7 protein-coding genes (1 of these 7 running past the window's edge) are annotated in these 22,393 nt (G+C 74.1%); all 7 read left to right on the forward strand.

Annotation, left to right across the window (positions count from 1 at the left end; genetic code table 11):
- Tightly spaced (each overlapping or abutting the next), the 7 genes in view from GA0070558_RS23845 to GA0070558_RS23875 form a layout consistent with a single transcriptional unit that may run on beyond the window.
- A protein-coding gene (locus GA0070558_RS23845; protein ID WP_091283755.1) for a non-ribosomal peptide synthetase crosses the window boundary here: on the forward strand, positions 1–796 show its 3' end. It extends 2,495 nt beyond the left edge of the window; the window shows 796 of its 3,291 coding nt (coding positions 2,496–3,291); its start codon lies beyond the left edge, outside the window; the stop codon is at positions 794–796.
- Positions 793–7,500, forward strand: coding sequence for a non-ribosomal peptide synthetase (locus GA0070558_RS23850; protein ID WP_091283757.1), 6,708 nt, complete (start codon positions 793–795; stop codon positions 7,498–7,500). The genes GA0070558_RS23845 and GA0070558_RS23850 overlap by 4 nt, the downstream gene beginning before the upstream one ends.
- Entirely contained in the window at positions 7,484–9,274 is a 1,791-nt protein-coding gene (locus tag GA0070558_RS23855; protein ID WP_176734350.1) for a condensation domain-containing protein, read from the forward strand. Before GA0070558_RS23850 ends, GA0070558_RS23855 begins: the two co-directional genes overlap by 17 nt.
- Positions 9,267–10,796 carry a hypothetical protein gene (locus GA0070558_RS23860; RefSeq protein ID WP_091283761.1) on the forward strand — a complete coding sequence of 510 codons (1,530 nt, stop codon included), beginning with the start codon at positions 9,267–9,269 and terminating at the stop codon, positions 10,794–10,796. The genes GA0070558_RS23855 and GA0070558_RS23860 overlap by 8 nt, the downstream gene beginning before the upstream one ends.
- Positions 10,789–18,738, forward strand: a complete 7,950-nt coding sequence (locus tag GA0070558_RS23865) for a non-ribosomal peptide synthetase (RefSeq protein ID WP_091283764.1) — start codon at positions 10,789–10,791, stop codon at positions 18,736–18,738. The genes GA0070558_RS23860 and GA0070558_RS23865 overlap by 8 nt, the downstream gene beginning before the upstream one ends.
- Complete coding sequence (locus tag GA0070558_RS23870) at positions 18,731–21,262, forward strand: AMP-binding protein (protein WP_091283767.1); 2,532 nt, start codon at positions 18,731–18,733, stop codon at positions 21,260–21,262. Before GA0070558_RS23865 ends, GA0070558_RS23870 begins: the two co-directional genes overlap by 8 nt.
- Positions 21,262–22,392 (forward strand): TauD/TfdA family dioxygenase, encoded by a 1,131-nt coding sequence (locus GA0070558_RS23875; protein WP_091283769.1) that lies wholly within the window; start codon positions 21,262–21,264, stop codon positions 22,390–22,392. Before GA0070558_RS23870 ends, GA0070558_RS23875 begins: the two co-directional genes overlap by 1 nt.
- Position 22,393 lies beyond the last annotated feature (1 nt).

Consider the following 22,393-nt stretch of genomic DNA (forward strand, 5'->3'; position numbering starts at 1 on the left):
CGGTGGCTCGGGGGTAACACGCGGCTACCTGGGGCGGCCCGGTCTGACCGCCTACCGGTTCCGGCCGCTGGCCGACGGCGGCCGTGGCTACCGCTCCGGCGACGTGGCCCGGGTCCTGCCCGGGGGGGAGTTGGCGTATCAGGGGCGCGGCGACCACCAGCTCAAGCTCCGGGGACACCGGATCGAGCCGGGCGAGATCGAGTCCGCCCTGTCGGCGCAGCCGGGGGTCCGGTCCGCGGCCGTGGTGCTCGGCAGCACCCGGGACCGCCCTCACCTCGTCGGGTACGTGGTGGCCGGGGCGGGAACGTCGGTCGAGGAGAACGCCGTGCGCCGACGGTTGGCCGAACGGCTGCCGCGCTACATGGTGCCGGCGCGGATCGTGGTCGTCGACGAGTTGCCGGCGAGCCGCAACGGCAAGGTCGACCGGGCCGAACTGACCCGCCGTAGCGGCTCGTTGCCGGACCCGATCGGCCGGGATCGTCCGCGTACGCCGACGGAGGCCACCCTCGCGACGATCCTCGCCGAGTTGCTCGGCTTCGAGTCCGCGGCCGCGATCGGCGTCACGGACAACCTGTTCGACCTGGGCGGCGACTCGTTGGTAGTGACCCGGTTCCACGCCCGCATCGTCGAGGTGTTCCGGGTGGACGCCCCGGTACGCCGGGTCTACCAGGCCCTCGACATCGCCTCGCTCGCGGCCACGGTGGACGAGTGGGTGGCCGAGCGCGGCCGGCAGGCCATCCGTGACGCCCTCGCGGAGGTCACCGGCATGACCGGGGAGGACGGGTGGCAGCAATGACCGACACCATCGTCGACGTCGCCCGCCGGCACGCCGAGCACACCCCGACCAGGCCCGCCTTCGCGTTCCTGGACGACACCGCGACCGAACGGCACCGGTACACCTTCCAGGATCTGGACCTGCGGGCGCGGGCGATCGCCGCCGTCCTCGGCGGGCACCGCCTGGCCGGCCAACGGGTGCTGATCGCCTACCCGTCCGGCCCCTCCTACGTGCAGGCGTTCCTCGGCTGCCTGTACGCCGGTGCGGTGGCCGTGCCGTGCGACTCGCCCCGGGCGGCAGCGGGCCGGGGGCGGCTACGGGCGATCCGGGCGGCCAGTGACCCGGCGGCGGTGCTCACCGACGCCGCCGACGCGGCCGAGCTGGCCGGGCTGCTCGCGATCGACGTCGCCACCATCGGCGACGGGGCGGCCGCCGACTGGACCGACCCCGGTATCGGGCCGGATGGTCTCGCGTTCCTCCAGTACACTTCCGGCTCCACTCGCACCCCGCGGGGCGCGATGATCAGCCATGGCAACATCATGGCCAACGAGCGGCTCATCGCGGCGGCCTGCCGTCACGACGAGAACTCGACGTTCGTCGGGTGGCAGCCGCTCTTCCACGACATGGGCCTGGTCGCGACGATCATGCAGCCGTTGTTCCTCGGCTCGCTGTCGGTACTGATGCCGCCGGCGGCCTTCCTGCAACGTCCGGTGCGCTGGCTGCGGGCGGTGTCCCGGTACGCGGCGCACACCAGCGGCGGACCCAACTTCGCGTACGAGTTGTGTCTGCGCCGCACGAGCGAGGAGGAGCGGGCCGGCCTGGACCTGAGCGCCTGGCGGGTGGCGTTCAACGCCGCGGAGCCGGTGCGCGCGTCGACCCTGCGCCGGTTCACCGCAGAGTTCGCCCCGTACGGCTTCGGGGCCGGGGCACACTTTCCTTGCTTCGGCATGGCCGAGGCGACCCTGCTGGTCACCGGACCGCCACCGGGACGGGAGCCGCTGATCCGGTACGCCGACCGGGCCGAACTCGCCGCCGGTCGGCTTCGCGACGGTACCCCGGACCGCGCGGTCGAACTCGTGGAGTGCGGCTCGCCCGGCCTGGACACCGAGGTGCGGATCGTCGACCCCGACACCGGGCGGTCCTGCCCGGACGGCGCGGTGGGGGAGATCTGGATCGCCGGCCCGGTGGTCGCGCAGGGCTACTGGAACGATCCGGCAGAGTCCGAGGCGACCTTCGGCGCCCGCCTGCCCGACCAGCCGCAGCGGTCGTACCTGCGCACCGGTGACCTGGGCTGTCTGCGTGACGGCGGGTTGTACGTCACCGGCCGCCGTACCGACATGATCATTCTGCAGGGCCGGAACCACTACCCGCACGACATCGAGGCGACCGTCGAACGGGCCCACCCACGGGTCCGGTCCGGGTGCACGGTCGTGTTCGGGGTCGAGATCGACGGTACCGAGCGGGTGGTGGTCTGCGGCGAGCTGAACAGCTATCCCGGGCCGGCGCGCACGGCACCGGTCGCCGCCGCCGTGCGCGCCGCGATCCTGCGCGAGCACGGTGTCGAGGCGTACGCGTTGGTGCTGCTGCGCCGTGGCGGTGTGCCGAAGACCACCAGCGGCAAGCTCCGGCGGGCCGACTGCCGGGCCGCCTACCTCAAGGGCACACTGCCGCTCTACCGCGAGATCCTGCTCGACCGGCTGGCCGGGTCCGACGAGGGGGTGGACTGGCCGACGGCCGACGAACTGCGGGATCCCGACCCCGCACCGGCGGCAGGCCGGCTGGCCACCGCCCTGGTCGATCTGGCCGGCCGGCGGATCGGGGTCGTGCTCCGACCGGACGCGCCGGAGCCGGGTGCCGGGCCGGCCAACCCGGCACCGCCCACGGGTCCGGCCGACCCGGGTCCGGTCGGACGCGCGCTGGTCGAACTCGGGATCGGCTCGGTGACGGCCCTGGAACTGTGCCACGCCGTCCGGCTGCGCTACGCCGTGGACATCCCGGTGGGCTGGCTGCTGGACGGCCGCAGCGCGACCGCCGTCGCGGCCCGGGTGGTCGCCGGCCTGGCCGCCGACCGGCGGCCATTGGTGGGGCCACCGGCGCCGGAGCCGGCCGCCGAGGACTGGGCGCCGCTGACCGACCGACGCCGGGGTCTCTGGTTCGAGCAGCGGCTGGCGCCACACGCCGCCGCCTACCACCTGGGTCGTGCCCTGGTTTTCCGGGGCAGGGGCGTGGACGCGTGGCTCACCGACGCCGTCGAGCGGCTCTGCCGGCGGCATCCGGCACTGCGTACCAGGTTCGAGGCGCGGGACGGGCAGCCGTGGTACCGGACCGATCCGGACCCGCCGCCGCTGGAACGCGTGGACGCCGCCGGGCTGAGCCCGCACCGCCTGGCCGAACTACTGGGCGACCTCACCGACCGGCCGTTCGACCTGTCCGTCGCGTCGGTACGACTGATCGCGGTGCGGCGCGCGCCGGACGAGACCGTGCTGCTCGTCGTGGCGCATCATCTGGTCGCGGACTTCTGGTCCATGGTGGTGTTGCTGCGTGACCTCGCCGCCGACCGGGCTGGCCGCCGTGAACGTGCCGCACCGCCGCCGGTGGCGCCCGGCCCGCCGCCGGACGACCGGCACGGCCGGTACTGGCGCGAGCGGCTCGACGGCGCGCCACACCGTCTGGACCTGCCCGTCGACACCGGTCGTCCGGTCGTTCGGCAGTTCGCCGGCGCCAGCCACGTCGTCCGGCTGCCGCGACCGTTGACGGCCCGGCTGCGCGACGTCGCGGCACGGCACGGCTGCACCCTGTTCGCCGTCCTGCTCGCCGGGTACCAGGTTCTGTTGCACCGGTTCACCGGTCAGACCGACCTGCTGGTGGCCACCCCGCTGGCGGCCCGGGCCGACCCGGAGCTGGCGGGTACGGTCGGCTATCTCGTCGACCTGGCGCCGATCCGTTCCCGGTGCCGACCGGGGCAGCCGTTCCATGAGCATCTGCGGGCCACGTCCGCTGAGGTGCTCGGTGCGATGACGCATCCGTACCCGTACCACCTGATCGTTGCCGAGGCAGGCGCGGTCCCGGAGCCCGGTCGGGCCGTCCTGGCGCAGACGCTGTTCACGTTGCACCACGAGTACGGAGACGGCGACGGGGGCGACGGGCTGCGTGCCTTGGCACTGGGCACCGCCGCGACGGTGCCGGTCGGCGACCTCGTCGTCGAGACGCTGCCGATGCGTGGCCGGTGGTCGCAGCTCGATCTGTCGGTCCGGATGGCCGACGTCGGTGGTGAACTCGTCGCCGTCTGGGAGTACCGCACCGACCTGTTCGACGCCGGGACCGTCGCGGCCCTCGCCGACGCCTACGAACGGTTGCTGACCGAGGTCGCCGCCGGGCCGACCCGACCGGTCGGCGGGCTCGCCCTGCTCGACCCGGTCGGCCGGCGCCGGATGCTCGACGTGGCGGCCGGCGCGTTCCGACTCCGGTCGGCTGCCGGGCTGGGGCAGCTCGTCGCGCTGGCGGCCGCCGCCCGACCCGACGCGGTCGCCCTCGTGGACGCGGGCGAGGTCGGCCGGCAACTGACCTACCGGGTCGTGCACACCGCCGCGCTGCGGCTCGCCGCCCGGCTGCGGCGGCACGGTGTCCGTCCGGACGAGCCGGTGGCGCTGCTCGCCGGGCGGGGCGCCCGGACCGTCGTCGCGTACCTGGGCATCCTCTACGCGGGCGGCGCGGTGCTACCGCTGGATCCCGACGAACCGGACCAGCGGCTGGCCGGGCTCCTTGGCCGTGGCCGGTTCCGGCTGGTACTGACCCACGACGACCTGGTCGATCGGGCCCACCGGTTCGGTCTGCCCGTCGTCAGCACCGCCGGCCTCGGTAGCCGTGGGCCGACGCCACCGGGTCCGGTCCGGGTCCATCCGCACCAGGCCGCGTACGTGCTGCACACCTCGGGCTCGACCGGCACCCCCAAGGGCGTCGTCGTGCCGCACGCGGCGATCGTCAACCGCATCCGGTGGATGGCGGAGACCTACCCGCTCGCACCCGGGGACCGGGTGCTGCACAAGACGTCGCTCACGTTCGACGTGTCGCTGTGGGAGATCTTCTGGCCGCTGACGGTTGGGGCGCGGACCGTCGTCGTCGGCCCGGGCGGCCACCGTGACCCCCGACACCTGCTGGACGTCGTCGGGGCGGAGCGGGTGCAGGTCGCGCATTTCGTGCCGACGGTGCTCGCGGAGTTCGTCACCGAGGCGGCTGCTGAGCCGGCGGCGGTGCGGTCGTTGCGGCTGGTCGTGTCCAGCGGTGAGACGCTGACCGGGCCGCTGGCCGCGCGGGCCACCCAGGTGCTCGGCGCGCAGGTGCACAACTTCTACGGTCCGACCGAGGCTGCGGTCGACGTGACCGCCTGGCGGTGTGCCGCGGACCCGGACGCGCCGGTGCCGATCGGCGTTCCGATCGCCAACGTCGAATGCCGGGTCCTCGACCACGGCCACCGCCCGGTGCCGCACCGGGTGCCCGGTGAACTGTTCCTCGGCGGCGTCTGCCTCGCTCGCGGCTACCTCGGTGCCCCGGGGCTGACCGCCGAGCGGTTCGTACCGGTCGTCGACGCCGCACCCGGTGCCCGCTTCTACCGCAGCGGTGATCTGGCCAGATTCCGGGCCGACGGCGCCCTGGAGTTCCTCGGCCGGGCGGACCAGCAGGTGAAGATTGCCGGCAACCGGGTCGAGCCCGGGGAGGTGGCGGCGGCGCTGGGCCGCCAGCCCGGGGTGGTCGACGCCGCCGTGGTCGTGGTCGCCGCGCGGCATGGCCAGCCGACGCTGGTCGGGTACGTGGTGATGGCGGCCGGGGTCGCACCGGATCCGGACGCCGTCCGGGAGCGACTGCGCGCGCAACTGCCGGCGTACCTGGTCCCGGCGACGATCATTCCGGTCGACCGGCTGCCGACCACCGGCAACGGCAAGCTCGACCGGTCCGCCCTGCCGGCACCGGTCCGGCCTGCCGTCGGGACGCCCGCCCACACGACCGGTGTCCACGGCGTGCTGGGGTGGCTGTGGGCGGCGTTCCTCGGCGTGGACGTCGTCGACGTCGACGCAGACTTCTTCGCCCTCGGTGGCGACTCGATCCACGCGCTACGGCTGGTCGCCGCGGCACGGGCGGGCGGGCTGCCGATCACCGTCACCGATGTTCTGCGGTACCCGACCATCCGGGGGCTGGCCGCCGAGATCGGCCACCGGACCGGAACGGACGTGCCACCTGAACCGGTGACCGTGGCCTTCGAACTGTGCCCGGCGGCGGCCGGGCGACCCGGCCTGGTCGACGCGTATCCGATCTCGATGGGTCAGCGCGCGCTGCTGGCCCGGCAACTCGGCGGCCCGAACCGTGCGGTCGCGGCGGCTGGCCGCACCGACTACGAGGTGTACCTGACGAGTGTGCTGGTACCGGCGCCGCTGGACCCGCGTGCCCTGGAGCGGGCGGTCGCCGGCGCGGTACGGCGGCACGCCTACCTGCGTTCCACCTTCGACCTCACCTCGTTCGACCAGCCCGTCCAGTTGGTGCACGCAGACGTGCCGGTTCCGCTGGATCTGGTCGACCTGCGGGACCTGCCCGGCTCCGAGCAGCGGTTGGCCATCTCCGCCTGGCTGGCCGCCGAGCGGCACCGCCTGTTCGACACCGCGACCGGTCCGCTGGTGCGCTTCACCGCCCACGACAACGGCGCCACATTCCGGTTCACCGTGAGCAGCTTCGCCCTCGACGGCTGGTGCGACGCGACCCTGCTGACCGAGATTCTGGCCGACTGCGGGCTCTCCGCCCCCGCCCCTGCGGGCGTGGTCGATCCCGGGGGCGGCGCGGACGGCCTCCGCCCGGCTGGACCCGCCGCAGGCCACTCCGACTCCGCCTGCTCCGACCCGCCCGCACCGGAGTACCGCGACTTCGTGGCGGCCGAGCAGGCCGCGATCCGGTCGGCCGAGCACCGCCGGTTCTGGGCCGGGGAACTGGCCGGCGCCCGGCCGACCCGGATACCCCGTGGGTCGGCCGGCACCGGTGGTACCCAGCGACGCCACGTCGTCCCGGTGCCGCCGAACGTGGCGGCCTCGATCCCCGGGCTGGCGCACCGGCTCAATGCCGGTGTCAAGCACGTGGCGCTCGCGGCCCACGTGGCGGTGGTGCGGGCACTGGCCGGCACCGACGACGTCGTGACCGGCCTGCAGGCCAACGGGCGACCGGAGCGCCCCGGCGGCGACACGACGGTGGGCATGTTCAACAACATCCTGCCGCTGCGGGTCGCCGCCAGCGAACAGAGCTGGGGCGAGTTGGTCCGGTCGATGCGGCGGGCGGAGGCCCGGCTCGCCCCCTACCGCCGGTACCCGCTCGTCGAGGCCCAGCGTCGCTTCGGCGCGGCCCGGCTGTTCGACACGTTGTTCGTGTTCACCCACTTCCACCTGTACGACCGGTTCGCCGCGATCACCGGTGTGCCGCTGGGTGACCTGCACGCACCGGACCAGACCTACCTGCCGCTGACCACGCACGTGCACCTGTCCGGCCCGGAGCGGCGGCCGACGGTGCTGCTCGAGTACGACCCGCGCGAGTTCGGCACCGGGCAGGTCGAGGCGATCGCGGACCGCTATGCCGTCGCGTTGCGCGTGTTGGTCGAGGATCCGCACGCGGCGGCGGTCGTGGCACCGTCGGCGGTCACCGGCGCACCGACCGCCGGAAAGGAAGGAGCAGGCGATGCCCCGCGACGATGAGTTCGGCGAGCCCTCCTCTCAGCCCGGTGACCTTCCCGCCCACTGGCTCGCCGACCTGGCCCGGCTCGGCGGCGCGTCGGCCGAGTATGTGCCCGGGCGAACCGACGACGAACGGGTGCTGGCCACCATCTGGCAGGAGGTGCTGGGCGTCGACCGGGTCGGCATCGACGACGACTACTTCGAGCTGGGTGGCGACTCGGTGCACGCCATCGTCGTGGTGGCCCGCGCCCAGGAGGCGGGACGTCAGCTCGAACCGGAGCAGCTGCTCACCGGCCGAACCGTCCGGGCAGTCGCCGCCCTGATGACGGCGACCACGGCCCGGCCGGCGGGCGACGGCCCGGATCCCGGCGGCGAACACCCGCTCACCCCGCTTCAGCATGGCATGCTGTACCACGCGGTCGGCGGCAGCACGCCCGGGGCGTACCTGATACAGGTGTCCTGCCGGCTGGTGGGTGACCTCGACCAGGACACGTTCGCCGCCGCCTGGCGGGCCGTCTTCGATGCCAACCCGGTACTGCGCACCGTGATCCGCTGGCGTGACGGCGACCGGGCCAGCCAGCGGGTCGAGGCCGAGCTACGGCTGCCCGTGCGTTTCGTCGACCACCGGCACGCCGGGCCGGCAGCCCGGGACCGGTCGTTCGCCCGGCTGCTCGACGCCGACCGGCAGGCGGGCTTCGACCTTGAGCACGGCCCGTTGATGCGACTCGCCCTCGTCGCCGAGGGACCGTCCGAGTACCGGTGCGTCTGGACGTACCACCATCTGATCCTGGACGGCTGGTCCCAGCAACTGGTGCTGCGCGACGTCTTCGACTGTTACCGGCGGCTGCGGGCCGGCCATCCGCCGGCCCCCCGACGCCGCCCGTCCTTCCTGGAGTACGTCGAGGAGCTGGGCGGCGCCGGCGCCCCGGACGGGTTCTGGGCACGCCGGTTCGTCGGCCTGACCGAGGCCACCCGGATCGCCGGGCCCGGCTGCGTGGACGGCCAGGTGACCACCGCACCCCGGCCGCAGGCGGAACGTGCGCTTCCGGCGCCGGTGACGGAGGCGCTCGCCGCCCTCGCGGTCGACCACGGCGTCACCGCCGCCGCCGTGGTGCACGCCGCCTGGGCCCTCCTGCTCGGCCTACGTACCGGAGCCCGGGAGACGGTGCACGGCGCTACGCTCGCCGGCCGCCCGCCGCACCTGCCCGGAGTGACGGAGAGCATCGGCATGTTCGTCAACACCCTTCCGCTGCGGGTGGCGACGCCGCCGGACACGGCCGTCCTGGACTGGCTGCACGGCGTGGGGGCGGGCCTGGCCGAGGTACGCAGCCGACAGCGTGACGCGCTCAGCGACATCGAGCGGCAGGTCGGCCTCGGCCAGGGCACCGGCCTGTTCGACAGCATCGTGGTGGTGGAGAACTTCCCGACCTGGATCGGTGCCGGCGACGAGATCGCCGACCTGCGGATCGACCGGCTGTCGGTGGTGGTCGAGGAGGGGTACCCGTTGGTCCTGGAGTACACCCCGGGCACCGGGCCGGCGCTAAGGGCCCGCTTCGACGAGCGCCGGCTGGACCGCCCCACCGTCGAAAGGATGTTGGCCGTGCTCGCCGCCACGATCGGGGCCGTGGGCGCCGACCCCGGCCAGCGCCTCGCCGCGCTCGCCGAGACCGCCCGCCTGACCTGGGCACGCCATCGGGACGACCAGCGGCAGGCGCTGCGGGAGGAGGCCGGGTCACGGCTCGGCTCGACCCGCCGCCGTACGGTGCCGGGGGGCGGGGTGGACACCGATGCCTGACCAGGGGCCGGTCGCCGACCTGCTGCGGCTGCTCGCCGGCCATCTGCGGCGGTACCGCGCCCGGACCCTGCAGGACGTCGCGACCCGCGCCCTGCGCGAGCCCGGCAGCGGGCGGGCCTGGGTCGTCACCGTGCTCAACGCCAGCCTGTCGGCCCGCTGGCACCTGTACCACCGGCCGCTGCTGGAGGTGCGCCGGCTGCGCAGCCGGTGGGCGTACCGCCGCCGCCCCGCCACCGACGGCTCGCACCGTCGGTTGTCGCTGCTGTGCCCGACCCGCAACCGGCTGGCGCAGGTGCGCCGGTTCGTCCGGAGCGTCGCTCGCACCGCCGCCGACCCGAGCCGGATCGAGCTGCTGTTCTACGTCGACCGCGACGATCCGGCGCTGCCGGGCTACCGTGCCCTGCTCGCCTCCGGTACGCTCGCCGGCTGCCGGTGTGAGCTGCTCGTCGGCGATCCGGTCGGAGTACCGGCCGCCTGGAACGCCCTCGCCTCGGCGGCCACCGGCGAGCTGCTGATGATGGCCAACGACGACCAGCTCTACGTCGACCACGGCTGGGATGCGGCCCTCGACGCCCGAGTGACCGAACTGTCGGCACCCCATCCGGACGGCCTGCTCTGCCTGTACTTCGACGGCGGGCAGTACCCAGAGGGCGGACGGGACTTCCCGATCGTCACCCGCGCCTGGTATGAGACCCTCGGCTACTTCGTGCCCACGGTGTTCTCCCAGTGGGAGGTCGAGACCTGGGTCTTCGACATCGCCGAGCGGGCGGGGCGGCTGCACGCCGTGCCCGGCGTCTTCGTGGAGCACCTGCACTATCAGGACTACAAGGCGCCGTTCGACGCGACATACCAGCGACACCGGATGACCCGGCAGAAGTCGTTCGGCGACCACGCCCTGTTCCTGCGTACCACGCCGCAGCGGATCGCCGAGGCGGAGAAGCTGCGCCGCGGGGCCGCCGTCGGGCCGCGCGACCCGGCCACGTTCTGGTTCACCGGCTACCTGGCGGAGAACCGGCACCGGATGCTCGGCGACCTGGCCGGGCTTCCGGACCCCGAGTCGACGCCGCACCGTATCCCGCTGTTCACCGGCGGCGGGTGGCTGTCCGGCGCGCACACCGGCTGCCCGGTGGTCCGGGACGTCCTGCTCGGCGTGCCGGAGGCCACGTTGCCCGAGTCCGGCGCGGTGAGTCTGCTGGTGCTGCCACCGGCGACCGAACTGCCCGCCGACCTGACCGTCGAGCCGTCCGCCGACGCCGGATGCCTGGTCGTCTGGTACGGCCTGCGGGTGCCCGCCGGCAGCACGCTGCGCGTCGCCGGCAGCCCGACCGACTGGGGTCCGGGCCGGTGCGTGATCGTCTCCGCCACCACCCCGGTCGACCTGCACGGCGGGACGGCGGAGCCGTCGGTCGTGGTCCGGTTCACCGTCGCGGACCCGGACCGCGAGGAGCATCCGGACCGGCCGGACGGCGCGGACCGGGAGGACCGCGCATCCGATACGGTCGAGGCGGCCGGCCATGGCTGACGTGTTCACCGGCGACGCGCTCCCGCCGGATCTCGCCCGTCGGATCGAGGCCCTCACCCCGCAGCAGCGCCGCGACTTCGAGGCGGTCGTCCGCCGCCGGCTGAGTGCGGGGCCGACCACCGCGACCGCCGCCACCTCGGGCTCCTGGCCGGCGTCCCCCGGGCAGGAACGGATGTGGATCGGCGATGACGCGGGGGAGAACGCCTACGCCACCGTGATCCGGCTACGCGGGCCGCTGTGCCTGCCAGCACTGCGCGCGAGCCTGCTGCGTCTGACCCGGCGGCACGGGGCTCTCCGTACGACCCTGCACCTGGTCGACAGTCGGCTGATGCAGGTGGTGTCCACCGCCGCCCGGGTCCCGCTGCGCCTGGTGGACCTCACCGCCGCCGGGGGCGCGAAGCCCGTCCACGACGACGACCTGCCGGCGCTGGTGGTGGGGCTGGCACGCGTCGAGGCCCGCCGCCCTTTCGACTCGGACCTGGGCCCACTGTGGCGGGCCGTGGTGTATGCGCTCGGCCCGGCGGATCACTGCCTGCTGCTCGTGTTGCACCACGCGATCACCGACGGCTGGTCGCACGGCATCCTGGTCTCGGAACTGTCCGCCTGCTACGCCAGCCTCACCGCCGGTACGCCCTGGCGTGTGCGACCGCCGGTGGCGGGGTATCCGGACTACACCCGGTGGCAGCGGGAGCGGATCGAGGGGGCGGAACTCGTCGCGCTGACCGACTTCTGGCGGGCGGTGGTCCGCGACCTGCCTCGGCTGGACCTGCCGCTCGCCCCCCGGCCGGACCCGGCGGTCAGCGCTCGGCGAGGCCCGCCGTCCGCTGGGGTGGGTACGTCCACCAGCGGTCACCGGGGCGGCCACCTCACCGTCGCGATCGGACGGGAGCTGTCCGGCCGTCTCAACGAACTGCGGCAGGCCACCGGCGGATCCCCCTTCATGCTCGTACTGGCCGCGCTGGTGGCCGTACTTCGCCTGGTCAGCGGGCAGGACGACATCGTGGTGGGGACGCTCGCCGCCGGCCGGACCCGGCCGGAGTGGGAACGCGTCGTCGGCTACTTCGTCAACGTACTCCCGCTGCGGTTCACTGTTGCCGGCCAGCCGAGCTTCCGCGAGCTCTGGGCACACGTCCGTCGCCGGGTCCAGGACGCGTACGCGCACCAGGAACTGCCCTACGAGCGGGTGCGGGAGCTGCTGCGGACCGAGCGGTCGGCCGGGCCGACCGGACCGATCAGGGTGCTGTGCACCCCGCAACTGCCGGCGCCCCGGCTCGACCTGCCCGGGCTGGCGGCCCGTACCCACGACCTCCGGCTGGGCAACACGCCGTTCGATCTCGTTATCGAGGTCGGCACCGGCCCGGACGGCCTCCAGGTCGCCTTCCAGTTTGATCGCGCCCTGCTCGGCGCGGACAGCGTGGCCCTGCTCGGGCGGCACCTGCGGACGGTGCTGGCCCGCATCGTCGGGGCACCCGACGTCGCCTGCGCCGACCTGCTGCCCGGCGCGCCGGACGGCGACCGGCCGGAAACCATCGCCGGCTCGGTGCACGGGCTGGTAGAGGACCAGGCCGCCCGTACGCCGGACGCCGTGGCGGTGCGCGACGGCGACCGGCACCTCACCTACCGGGCGCTCAACGCCGCGGCCAACCGCGCGGCCCGGCGGCTCCGGTCGGCCGGTGTCCTGGCCGAACACGTGGTCGCGGTCTGCCTGCCCCGCTCGGCGGAGTCGGTGACCGCGCGGCTCGCCGTTCTCAAGGCCGGTGCCGCCTTTGTCGCGCTGGACCCGGACCACCCGCCGGCCCGGCTCTCCGCCACAGTCGCCGCGGCCGGGGCCCGGACCGCCGTCACCACGACCGCGCTCGCCGCCGTCCTGCCCGGCGACCTTCGTCCGGTGCCACTGGATCTCGACCCGGGCGGGATCACCGCCCGCGATCACCGGAACCTCTACCTGCCGGTGCACCCTGACCAGGCCGCCTATCTGATCCACACGTCGGGGTCGACGGGGCGGCCCAAACTGGTCGTCGGGCACCACCGTGGCATGGTGAACCGGTTGCGCTGGATGCAGCGGGCGTACCCGGTCCGGGGCGCGCAGCGGTGCGCCGCGCGTACCCCGTTGTCCTTCGTGGACTCGATCGCGGAGACCTTCGGCCCGCTGGCCGCTGGTGCCACCCTCGTGGTCGCGGCGGATGCCCTGGTCACCGCCCCGGACCGGTTCACCGCCTGGCTCGTGGCCGAACGGGTCGACCGGCTGTTGGTGGTCCCGGCCCTGTTGGCCATGTTGCTCGACCTGCCGCCGGCCCTGCGGGGCCGGCTGACGCGGGTGGGTACCTGGCTGACCAGCGGCGAGGAGCTGCGGGTGGGGCTCGCCGAGCGGTTCCTGCGGGCACTGCCCGGCACTGCGTTGCTCAACCTCTACGGCTCGTCGGAGGTGGCCGCCGATGCCACGGCCGCCGAGGTCGCGGCACCGGTCGGCGACGTCGCACCGATCGGTAGGCCGGTGGACGGTGTCACGGCCTGGGTGGGCGACGCCGCCGGTCGACCCGTGGACGACCTGGTCCGGGGCGTGCTCCGGGTCGGTGGCCACGCCGTCGCTCGCGGGTACCACGGCCAGCCGGGCGACACCGCGGCGCGGTTCCGGCCCGACCGGTGCGGTCCGCCCGGGACGCGCGTCTTCCTGACCGGGGACGTGGTTCGCCGCCGCGCCGACCGCGAACTGGTCTACCTGGGCCGGGCCGACGCCCAGGTGCAGATCCGGGGGCACCGCGTCGAGCCGGGCGAGGTGGAGGAGGAACTGCTGCGCCACCCCGCCGTACGGTCCGCCGTGGTCATCGCAGCGCCGGACGTCGTCGGGGCACCGACCCTGGTCGCGTACCTTGTCGCGGCGGCGGACGGGGCGGTCGACCCGGCCGAGATCGTCGGCTACCTGCGTGGCCGGCTGCCCTCCTACCTGGTGCCGTCGCGGCTTGTCGTGGTCGACGAGTTGCCCCGTACCGATACCGGCAAGGTCGACAGGATGGCGGTGGCCGCCGCGGACGGCGACCCGGCGCGTTGGGAGACTGTCCGGCCCGACCCGGACCGGGGTGAGGACGCCCCGCGCGGCCCGGACGAGACGGTGGTCGCCGCCACGTTCCGGGAGGTGCTAGGCGTTGCGGCGGTGGGACGCGATGAGGACTTCTTCCTCGCCGGCGGGCACTCGGTACTCGCCACGCAACTGGTCCGGCTGCTCTCCGAGCGCATGTCGGTGAGCCTGCAACTGGCCGACGTCTTCGCCGCGCCGACCGTGGCCGCCCTAGCCGCCCGGGTCGCCGGGCTGGAGCGGTCGGGTCCCGCCGCCGTACCGCTGGTACCCGACCCCGCCCGCCGGCACGAGCCATTCCCCTTGACGGAGGTGCAGGAGGCTTACTATGTCGGCCGGCGGGAGGACCTCCGGCTCGGTGGTGTCTCCACCCACGCCTATCTGGAGTTCGACGTCGACGACTTCGACCCGGAGCGGTTCCTGGCCGCGTTGCGGACGGTCGTTCGGCGCCATCCCATGCTGCGGGCGGTGCTCCGCCCGGACGGCACCCAGCAGGTGCTGGCCGACGTGCCGCCGTATCCGATGACAATCCACGACCTGCGCGGGCTCGACGCGGACGAGCGGGAGCGGCGGCTGCGGGCGGTACGCCGACAGATGTCCCACCAACTGCTCGACCCGCACACCTGGCCGCTGTTCGAGGTGCGCGCCTGCCTGCTCGACGGCCGGGCGGCGGCCGGCGGACCGCCCCGAGGGCTGCTGGCGGTCAGCGTCGATGCGTTGGTCTGCGACGCATTCAGCTTCGGCCTGGTGATGGACGAGCTGGCACAGCGCTACCACCAGCCGGACCGGGAGTTCCCGGAGCTGACCGTCGACTTCCGGGACTGGGTGCTGCACCGGGCGGCCCGGCACGGCGACGCCGGGCACCGGGAGGCCCGGGAATACTGGTCGGCCCGGATCCCGACGCTGCCGCCCGGCCCCGACCTGCCGGCCGCCCCGACGACCGGCCCCGACCTGCCCAACGGTCAGCCGGCCGGTCCCCACCGGCCGCAGTTCCGCCGCCGCGACGGCCGGCTGGCCGAGGCCACGTGGTCGGCGCTCAAGCGGCGGGCCGCCACCTGCGGCCTCACCCCCTCGGGCGTGCTGCTGGCCGCGTTCGCCGAGACTCTCACCCGGTGGAGCACACGGCCGCACTACTGCCTGATGCTGACCGTCTTCGACCGGGCCCCGTTGCACCCGCAGCTGGCCGACATCGTCGGCGACTTCACCTCACTCACCCTGCTCGAGGTCGACCACCGCACGCCGGCGCCGTTCGAGGAACGGGCCCGGGCCCTCCAGGACCGGCTCTGGTCCGACCTGGACCGGTCCGAGGTCAGCGCGGTCACCGTGCTCCGGGAGTGGACCCTCGCCCAGGGCGGTGCCCCGCGACCGGTCACCCCGGTCGTCTTCACCTCCAACCTGCCGATGGCCGTGGCCGCCACGGCTCCGACGCGTCGGGACACCCTCGGCAAACTGCGCTACGGGATCACCCAGACCCCGCAGGTGCAGCTCGACCACCAGGTCAGCGAGGTGGCGGGCGAGCTGCTGTTCAACTGGGACGCGGTGGAGGAGCAGTTCGCCCCCGGGGTGCTCGACGACATGTTCGCCGCGTACCAGGAGATGCTGGTACGCCTCGCCGAGCGGCCCGAGGAGTGGAGCCGCCCGATCCGGTGTTCCCTCCCGCCGTACCAGGCCGTCGTCCGGGCACGGGCGAACGACACCGCCCGCCCGCTGCCGGCCCGCCGGCTGCACGACCGGGTCGTCACCGCGGCCGGTCGCCATCCCACCGCGGTGGCCGTAGTGGACGGTGACGTCCGGATGACGTACGCCGAGCTGGACCGTCGGGCGCGCCGCGTCGCCCACGCGCTGCAGGCCCTGGACGTGCGGCCGGACATGCTGGTGGCGGTCGCCACGGGCACCGGATGGCAGCAGGTCGTCGCGGCACTGGGCATCCTGTACTCCGGCGCCGCCTTCCTGCCGCTGGACCCGCGACTGCCGTCCCGGCGCTTCGAGTCGCTGGCCCGGCGGGCGCAGGTGCGGGTGCTGCTGACCCAGACGTCCCTGCGCAGGGACCTGCCGCCCGTTCCCGGTACCCGGGTCGTCGCGGTCGACGACGACACCGCGCTGAGCGACGGACCCGGGCCGGTCAGCTGCCCGTCGTCACCGCGTGACCTCGCCTACGTCATCTTCACCTCCGGCTCCACCGGCGAGCCGAAGGGCGTGGCGATCGACCACGGGTCCGCCGCCAACACGGTCGACTGCGTCAACGAGCGGTTCGGTGTGGGACCCGCCGACCGGGTGCTGGCCGTCTCCTCGCTCAGCTTCGACCTCGCCGTGTACGACCTGTTCGGGCCGCTCGCCGTCGGGGGGTGCGTCGTCCTGCCCGACCGTGCCGGCCGCCGCGACCCTGGACACTGGCTCCACCTGGTCCGCGAGGAACGCGTGACGCTGTGGAACTCGGTACCCGCCCTGGCCTGTCTGCTGGTCGACCGGGCTGAGGCGGGCGACCCGCGGGCACTGGAGCCGCTGCGGGTGGTGCTGCTCAGCGGCGACTGGATCCCGGTGCCGCTGCCGGACCGGATCCGGGCGCTCACCGACGCACGGGTGATCAGCCTCGGCGGGGCGACCGAGGGCTCGATCTGGTCGGTGTGGTACCCGATCGGGCGCGTCGACCCGCGGTGGCGCAGCATCCCGTACGGCCGTCCCATGGCCAACCAGCGGATGTACGTCCTCGACGCCGCGCTGGACGACCGGCCCGACCGGGTTCCCGGCGACCTGTACATCGGTGGCGCCGGCGTGGCCCGTGGCTACTGGAACGACCCTGACCTGACCGCGCGTGCCTTCGTCGCCCACCCCCGCACCGGGGAGCGGCTCTACCGCACGGGGGATCTCGCCCGCTACCTGCCCGATGGTGAACTAGAGTTCCTCGGCCGCGCGGACCGGCAGGTGAAGGTCAACGGATTCCGGGTCGAACTTGGCGAGGTCGAGACGGCGATCGAGCGCACCGGCATGGTCGGCGCCGTGGTGGTGCTGGCACTCGGTTCGTCCGATCACGGCCGGCGGCTGGCCGCCTTCGTGGTGCCGGCCGCCGGCCGGGCACCGGATCTGGACGTCCTGCGTCGGCGGGTCGCCGAGGTCCTGCCGGACTACCTGCGGCCCACCACCTGGACCGTCGGCGACCGGATTCCGCTGACCGGCAACGGCAAGGTCGACCACGAGGCGCTGGAGCAGCTGGTCCGCTCGCCCGTTACGTCCGACGTCGGGCGGTCTGAGGCCGGCGCGCCCGAGGAACTCGTCCGGCAGCTGCGGGACCTCTGGCAGGAGATCCTGCCCGTCGAGCACGTAGGCCCGCACGACAACTTCTTCGCCCTCGGCGGCACGTCGATCGTGGCGGTCCGACTGCTCGACCTGCTGCGGCGAAGGTGTCGGGTCCAGGTTTCGCTGCCCGACCTGTTCGACGCGCCCACGGTCACCGCGCTCGCGGCGGCGGTCGCCGCCCGCCGGGCCGCGGCCACCCCGCCGGTCGAGGTGGTCACCGTCGAGCCCGACCCGGCATCGGCGTTCGAGCCGTTCCCGCTCACCGACATCCAGCAGGCGTACTGGCTGGGCCGGCGTGTCGGTAGCGCGCTCGGCGGGGTGGCCACGCACAGCTACCTGGAGTTCGACGTCGTCGACCTGGACGTGGCACGACTGGCGGCGGCGGTGCGTGGCCTGGTCGACCGGCATCCGGCGTTGCGCACGGTGGTCCGCGCGGACGGCCGGCAACAGGTCCTGCCGGCCGTCCCGCCCTACCAGATTCCGGTCACCGACCTGTCCGCGCTCCCGCCGGAGCAGGCCCGGCAGGAGCTCGACGGGCTGCGTGAGCGGCTCTCCCACGAGGTGCGCGACGTCAGCCGGTGGCCGCTGTTCGCGCTGTACGCGGTGCGTCTCGACGCGACCGTGACCCGGCTGTACCTGAGCATCGACCTGATGATGGTGGATGCCCGCAGCATCCAGTTGCTCACCGGCGAGCTTCAGGCACGCTACACGGATTCGGCGTTCGACCCGCCGGCGCTCGGGTTGACGTTCCGGGACTACGCGGCGGCGGCCCGTCGGCGCCGGCAGGAGACGAACGACGCCGCGCTGCGGTACTGGCGGCGGCGGCTGCCCGACCTGCCACCGCCACCGGCGCTGCCGCTGCTGCGCCGGCCCGAGGAGCTGACCGCGGTGGCCTTCACCCGGCGGACGGTGGAGCTCGACCGGCCGACCTGGCAGCGGTTGCGGGAGCGGGCCGCGCAGGCCGCGGTCACACCGTCGGCGTTACTCTGCACCGCCTTCGGCCAGGTCCTCGCCGGCTGGAGCGAACGGCCCCGCTTCACCGTCAACCTGACCACGTTCGACCGGTTGCCGTTGCATCCCGAGGTCGACGCGCTGGTGGGGGACTTCACCACGACCACCCTGCTGGCGATGGACCACAGCGGCGGTTCCTTCTGGGACATCGCGCCACGGATCCAGCGACAGATCTTCACGGACCTGGAACACCGCGCCGTGAGTGGCGTTGAGGTCCTGCGCATGCTGCGCCGCGACCCCGCTGGCGGTGGCGAGACCATGATGCCGGTGGTGTTCACCAGCGCGCTCTTGCCCGGCGGGGACGAGCCCGCCGTGGCCGGGTGGACGGCCCGCCCGGTGTACGCGCTCAGCCAGACGCCGCAGGTTCTGCTCGACCACCAGGTCACCGAACACTCCGGGGGACTGGTCTGCACCTGGGACTACGCGGCCGACGCCTTCCCGCCGGGCCTGGTCGAGACCATGATCGACGCCTTCCACCGTCTGCTCCGTAGCCTGGCCGGGCCAGCCGCCGGAGCGGACACGTCCCATCCGTCCGCTACCGTCGAGGTGTCCGCCGATGACTAGCACCGAGCATCCGGTCTTCGTTTCCCTGCCCGAGGAGCAGCGCGAGCTGATTGCGGCGGTGAACGGCGTCGTCGCGCCTGTCCCGGCCGGCACGCTGGACTCCCTGGGTGCCGCGGCCGTCGTGGCCGGTCCGCACGAGGTGGCTCTGCGCGACCTCTGGGACGTCGTCACCCGCGGACGGTTCTGGGACCACGTCGTCGACCTCGCCGGGCAGCTGTCGGCGGCGGGGGTAAAGCCGGGGGATCGGGTCCTGCTCGACGTCGCGGCCGGCTGGGAGCAGTTCGCCGCCGCCGTCGCCGTACTGCGCGCCGGCTGCGTCTGCGTGCCGCTGCCGCCGCCGGGCGCCGGCACGGACGCCGGTCGACGGGCCGCCCCGACCGGATCCGGGGCGACCGTGGTGGTGACGCAGCGTGGGCTGTCCGGGCGGCCGACCTGGCCGAGTGAGGTGACCGTGCTGACCCCACGGCGCGACCCGCCCGCTGCGGCGGCGTCCGTGGACCCGCCGGCGTCGGACGGTTCCCGGGCGGCGTTCCTGCTGCCCCGACCCGCCCCCGCCGGGACCGTGGCGGCCTGGCTGGGCTATTCGCACCGGGTACTGCTCAACGCCCTCACCGAGGTCAACCGCCGGGTCGGCCTCGGCGTCGCGGACCGGGTGCTCGCCCTGGCCCCGGCCGAGTCCGGGACCTGGCTGCACGAGACCTTCGGCGCGCTGCTCGCCGGCGCCAGCGTGGTCTGCGCCGCCGAAAACCATCGACACGATCCCGGGTCGTGGCTGGCGCAGGGGCGCCGGGACGGGGTCACGGTGTGCTTCCTGACCACCGCGATGCTCGACGACCTGCTGGCCCACTTGGCGCGCACCGGCGATCCGTTGCCGGAAACCCTGCGGGCGGTGGTCGTGCACGGCGGGTGGCTGGCGCCCGGCCGGGTCGTCGAACTGTGGGAGGCCGCAGGTCGGGGCCTGACGGTGCTGTACGCGACCGCGCCGGTGTGGCCTGGTCCGCTCACCGTCCTGTACGACGTCGCCACGGTCGCCGACGACTGGCGTTCGGTGCCTGTCGGCGCCCCGGTCGCGAACCAGAGGCTGTACGTCCTTTCCGAGGCGCGCAACCCCTGCCCGGTGTGGGTGACGGGCCGGCTGTACGCCGGCGGCTTGCTTGGCGAACCGGTCCCGGCGGTGTCGGGCGGGACGGTGACCCACCCGGAGACGGGCGAGGCGTTGCTGCCGACCGACCTGTTCGGGCGTCTGCGCCCGGACGGCCTGGTCGAGGTCGTCGGCGACGAGACGACGCAGCTTGCGGCGCGCGGCGGTACGGTGAACCTGCGGGACACCGAGGTCGCCCTGCACACGCACCCGGCGGTCCGGCAGGCCGTCGTGGTGGTGTCCGCCGTCGACGGCCGGGCGGCCGCGTTCGTCCGGCCCCGCGACGGCGTCGTGCTCTCGGCCGCCGACCTGAACACCTACCTGCGGACCCGGGTGTCGCCCTTCCTGCTGCCAGCCCGTACCGAGATCGTCGGGGCGTTGCCGTTGACCCGGGACGGGCGGGTGGACCGGGTGGCGCTGGCCGCCGGCCCGGACGTGGTGGTGCCGCTGGTCGTCACGCCGCCGACCCCGACCCCGGCCGCGCCGTCCGGCGACCGGACGACGGAACTCATGCTTCGGGTGACGGCGGTGGCCAGCCGGATCTTCGACGTGGCCGACATCGAGCCGGACGCGAACCTGATGGACCTCGGCGCTAGCTCGATGCAACTGGTTCGGCTGGCCAGCGTGGTGGAGGAGGAGGCCGGCATCGCGGTGGACGTCGAGGAACTGCTGGCGTTTCCCACCATCGCGGTCATCGTCGGCAGTCACCTGGCGACCGAGTCGCCGGCACCGGCCCCGGACACCGTCCGGCCGGTCGGCGCGGCCCGGGACGACCTCGACCACCGGCCGGTCGTCGATCTCGGCGGTGTCGCCGACGAGCGGATCGGGCGCCGACGGACCAGCCGGGCCTTCGCCGCGCAACCGGTGTCACTCGCGGCGCTGGGCGCGTTGCTGGGCGCCACCCGGAGCATTCGCTCGCGCGGTGCGGAGAAGTTCTGGTACCCGTCCGCAGGCGGTAGCTACCCGGTACAGGTGTACCTGCTCGTGACGCCGGGCGGGGTCACCGGGCTGGCCGCCGGCAGCTACTACTACCACCCGCGACAGGATCGGCTCATCGTGCTCGATCCGGCCGGTGCCCTGCCTGCCGCCGCGCACCGGGAGATCAACAGGGCCGCCTTCCGGCAGTCGGCGTTCTCGCTGTACCTGGTCGGGCGCATGTCGGCCATCAGCAAAACCGACTACGCCGACCTGGCCTGGGACTTCACCGTGTTCGAGGCCGGTGCGATGACGCAGTTGCTCGGGCAGGTGGCGGCGGAGCACGGGCTCGGACTCTGCCCGGTCGGCGCCATGGACACCGACCCGCTGCCCGACCTGTTCGCCCTCGGTGCCCAGGACCGGTTCGTGCACGCCCTGCTCGGCGGCGTACCGCTTGGCACGGCCTGATGGGCGACCTAGCGAGCAGTTCGGTGGACGGCCCGCCCACCGGCGGTGCCCGCGGTCCGGTCGCTGGGCAGCGCCGCCGCCGCGTCGACCGGACCACGGCGGACCCGTGGGGGGTGGTGGAACACCGCGCACCGGCCGGGTACGGGCTGCCGGTCGAGCTGGCGACGACGCGTCCCGGCACGTCGCTGGCCGGGTACGCCGCGGCGCATTCCGGCGAGCTGCGGGCGCGGCTGCACCAGGCGGGAGCGATTCTGTTCCGCGGGTTCGGGGTCACCCTCGACTCGTTCGGCGACGTGGCCACCGCCCTGGCCGGGCCACGGCGGCCGTACACGGAGCGCTCGACGCCCCGCACCGAACTCGCCGAACGCGTCTACACCGCCACCGATCACCCCAGCGACCAGCACATCCCGCTGCACAACGAGAACTCATACCAGTCAACCTTCCCCCGGCTGCTGGTCTTCGGCTGCCTGACCGCGCCGGCCACCGGTGGTGCCACCCCGCTCGCCGACGTCCGCCGGGTACTGCGACGGATCCCGCCTGCCGTCCGGCGGCCATTCGTCGACCTGGGTGTCACGTATCTGCGCACCTTCGGCGGCGGTCTGGGTCTGGACTGGCCGGAGGCGTTCGGTACCCGGGACCGGGCGGAGGTGGAGAGGTACTGCCGCGACCACGACATCGAGGTGCGGTGGCGGCCCGGCGGGGTGTTGCGGACCCGTCAGACCCGGCCCGCGGTCGCCGTGCACCCGGTCACGGGTGAGCAGGTCTGGTTCAACCACGCCACCTTCTTCCACCCGCACACCCTGCCGCCCGAACTGCGCGTGGCGCTGGTCTCGCAGGTCGGGGCGGACTATCTGCCGCACGACGTCCACTACGGCGACGGCCGGCCGATCGACCCCGGCACGCGGGACGTGCTCGCCGCCGCCTATGCGGCCGAGGAGGTGTCCGTGCCGTGGCAGGTCGGTGACGTGCTGCTGGTGGACAACCTGCTCGCCGCGCATGGCCGGCAACCGTTCACCGGTCCGCGTCGGGTCGTGGTCGGCATGGCGGGCGAGGCGGGCTGGGACCTGGTCGACGCGCGGATTGCGGCCGGGAGGACCCGGCCGGAGGACGAACCGGAGGAGCGACAGTGAC

It is taken from the genome of Micromonospora haikouensis, from assembly GCF_900091595.1.
Taxonomy (GTDB): Bacteria; Actinomycetota; Actinomycetes; order Mycobacteriales; family Micromonosporaceae; genus Micromonospora; species Micromonospora haikouensis.

Excerpts from the sequence above, each read along its gene's own strand:
- GA0070558_RS23850 (WP_091283757.1), top strand. The coding sequence starts at position 793 with ATGACCGACACCATCGTCGACGTCGCCCGCCGGCACGCCGAGCACACC.
- GA0070558_RS23855 (WP_176734350.1), top strand. The coding sequence starts at position 7,484 with ATGCCCCGCGACGATGAGTTCGGCGAGCCCTCCTCTCAGCCCGGTGAC.
- GA0070558_RS23860 (WP_091283761.1), top strand. The coding sequence starts at position 9,267 with ATGCCTGACCAGGGGCCGGTCGCCGACCTGCTGCGGCTGCTCGCCGGC.
- GA0070558_RS23865 (WP_091283764.1), top strand. The coding sequence starts at position 10,789 with ATGGCTGACGTGTTCACCGGCGACGCGCTCCCGCCGGATCTCGCCCGT.
- GA0070558_RS23870 (WP_091283767.1), top strand. The coding sequence starts at position 18,731 with ATGACTAGCACCGAGCATCCGGTCTTCGTTTCCCTGCCCGAGGAGCAG.
- GA0070558_RS23875 (WP_091283769.1), top strand. The coding sequence starts at position 21,262 with ATGGGCGACCTAGCGAGCAGTTCGGTGGACGGCCCGCCCACCGGCGGT.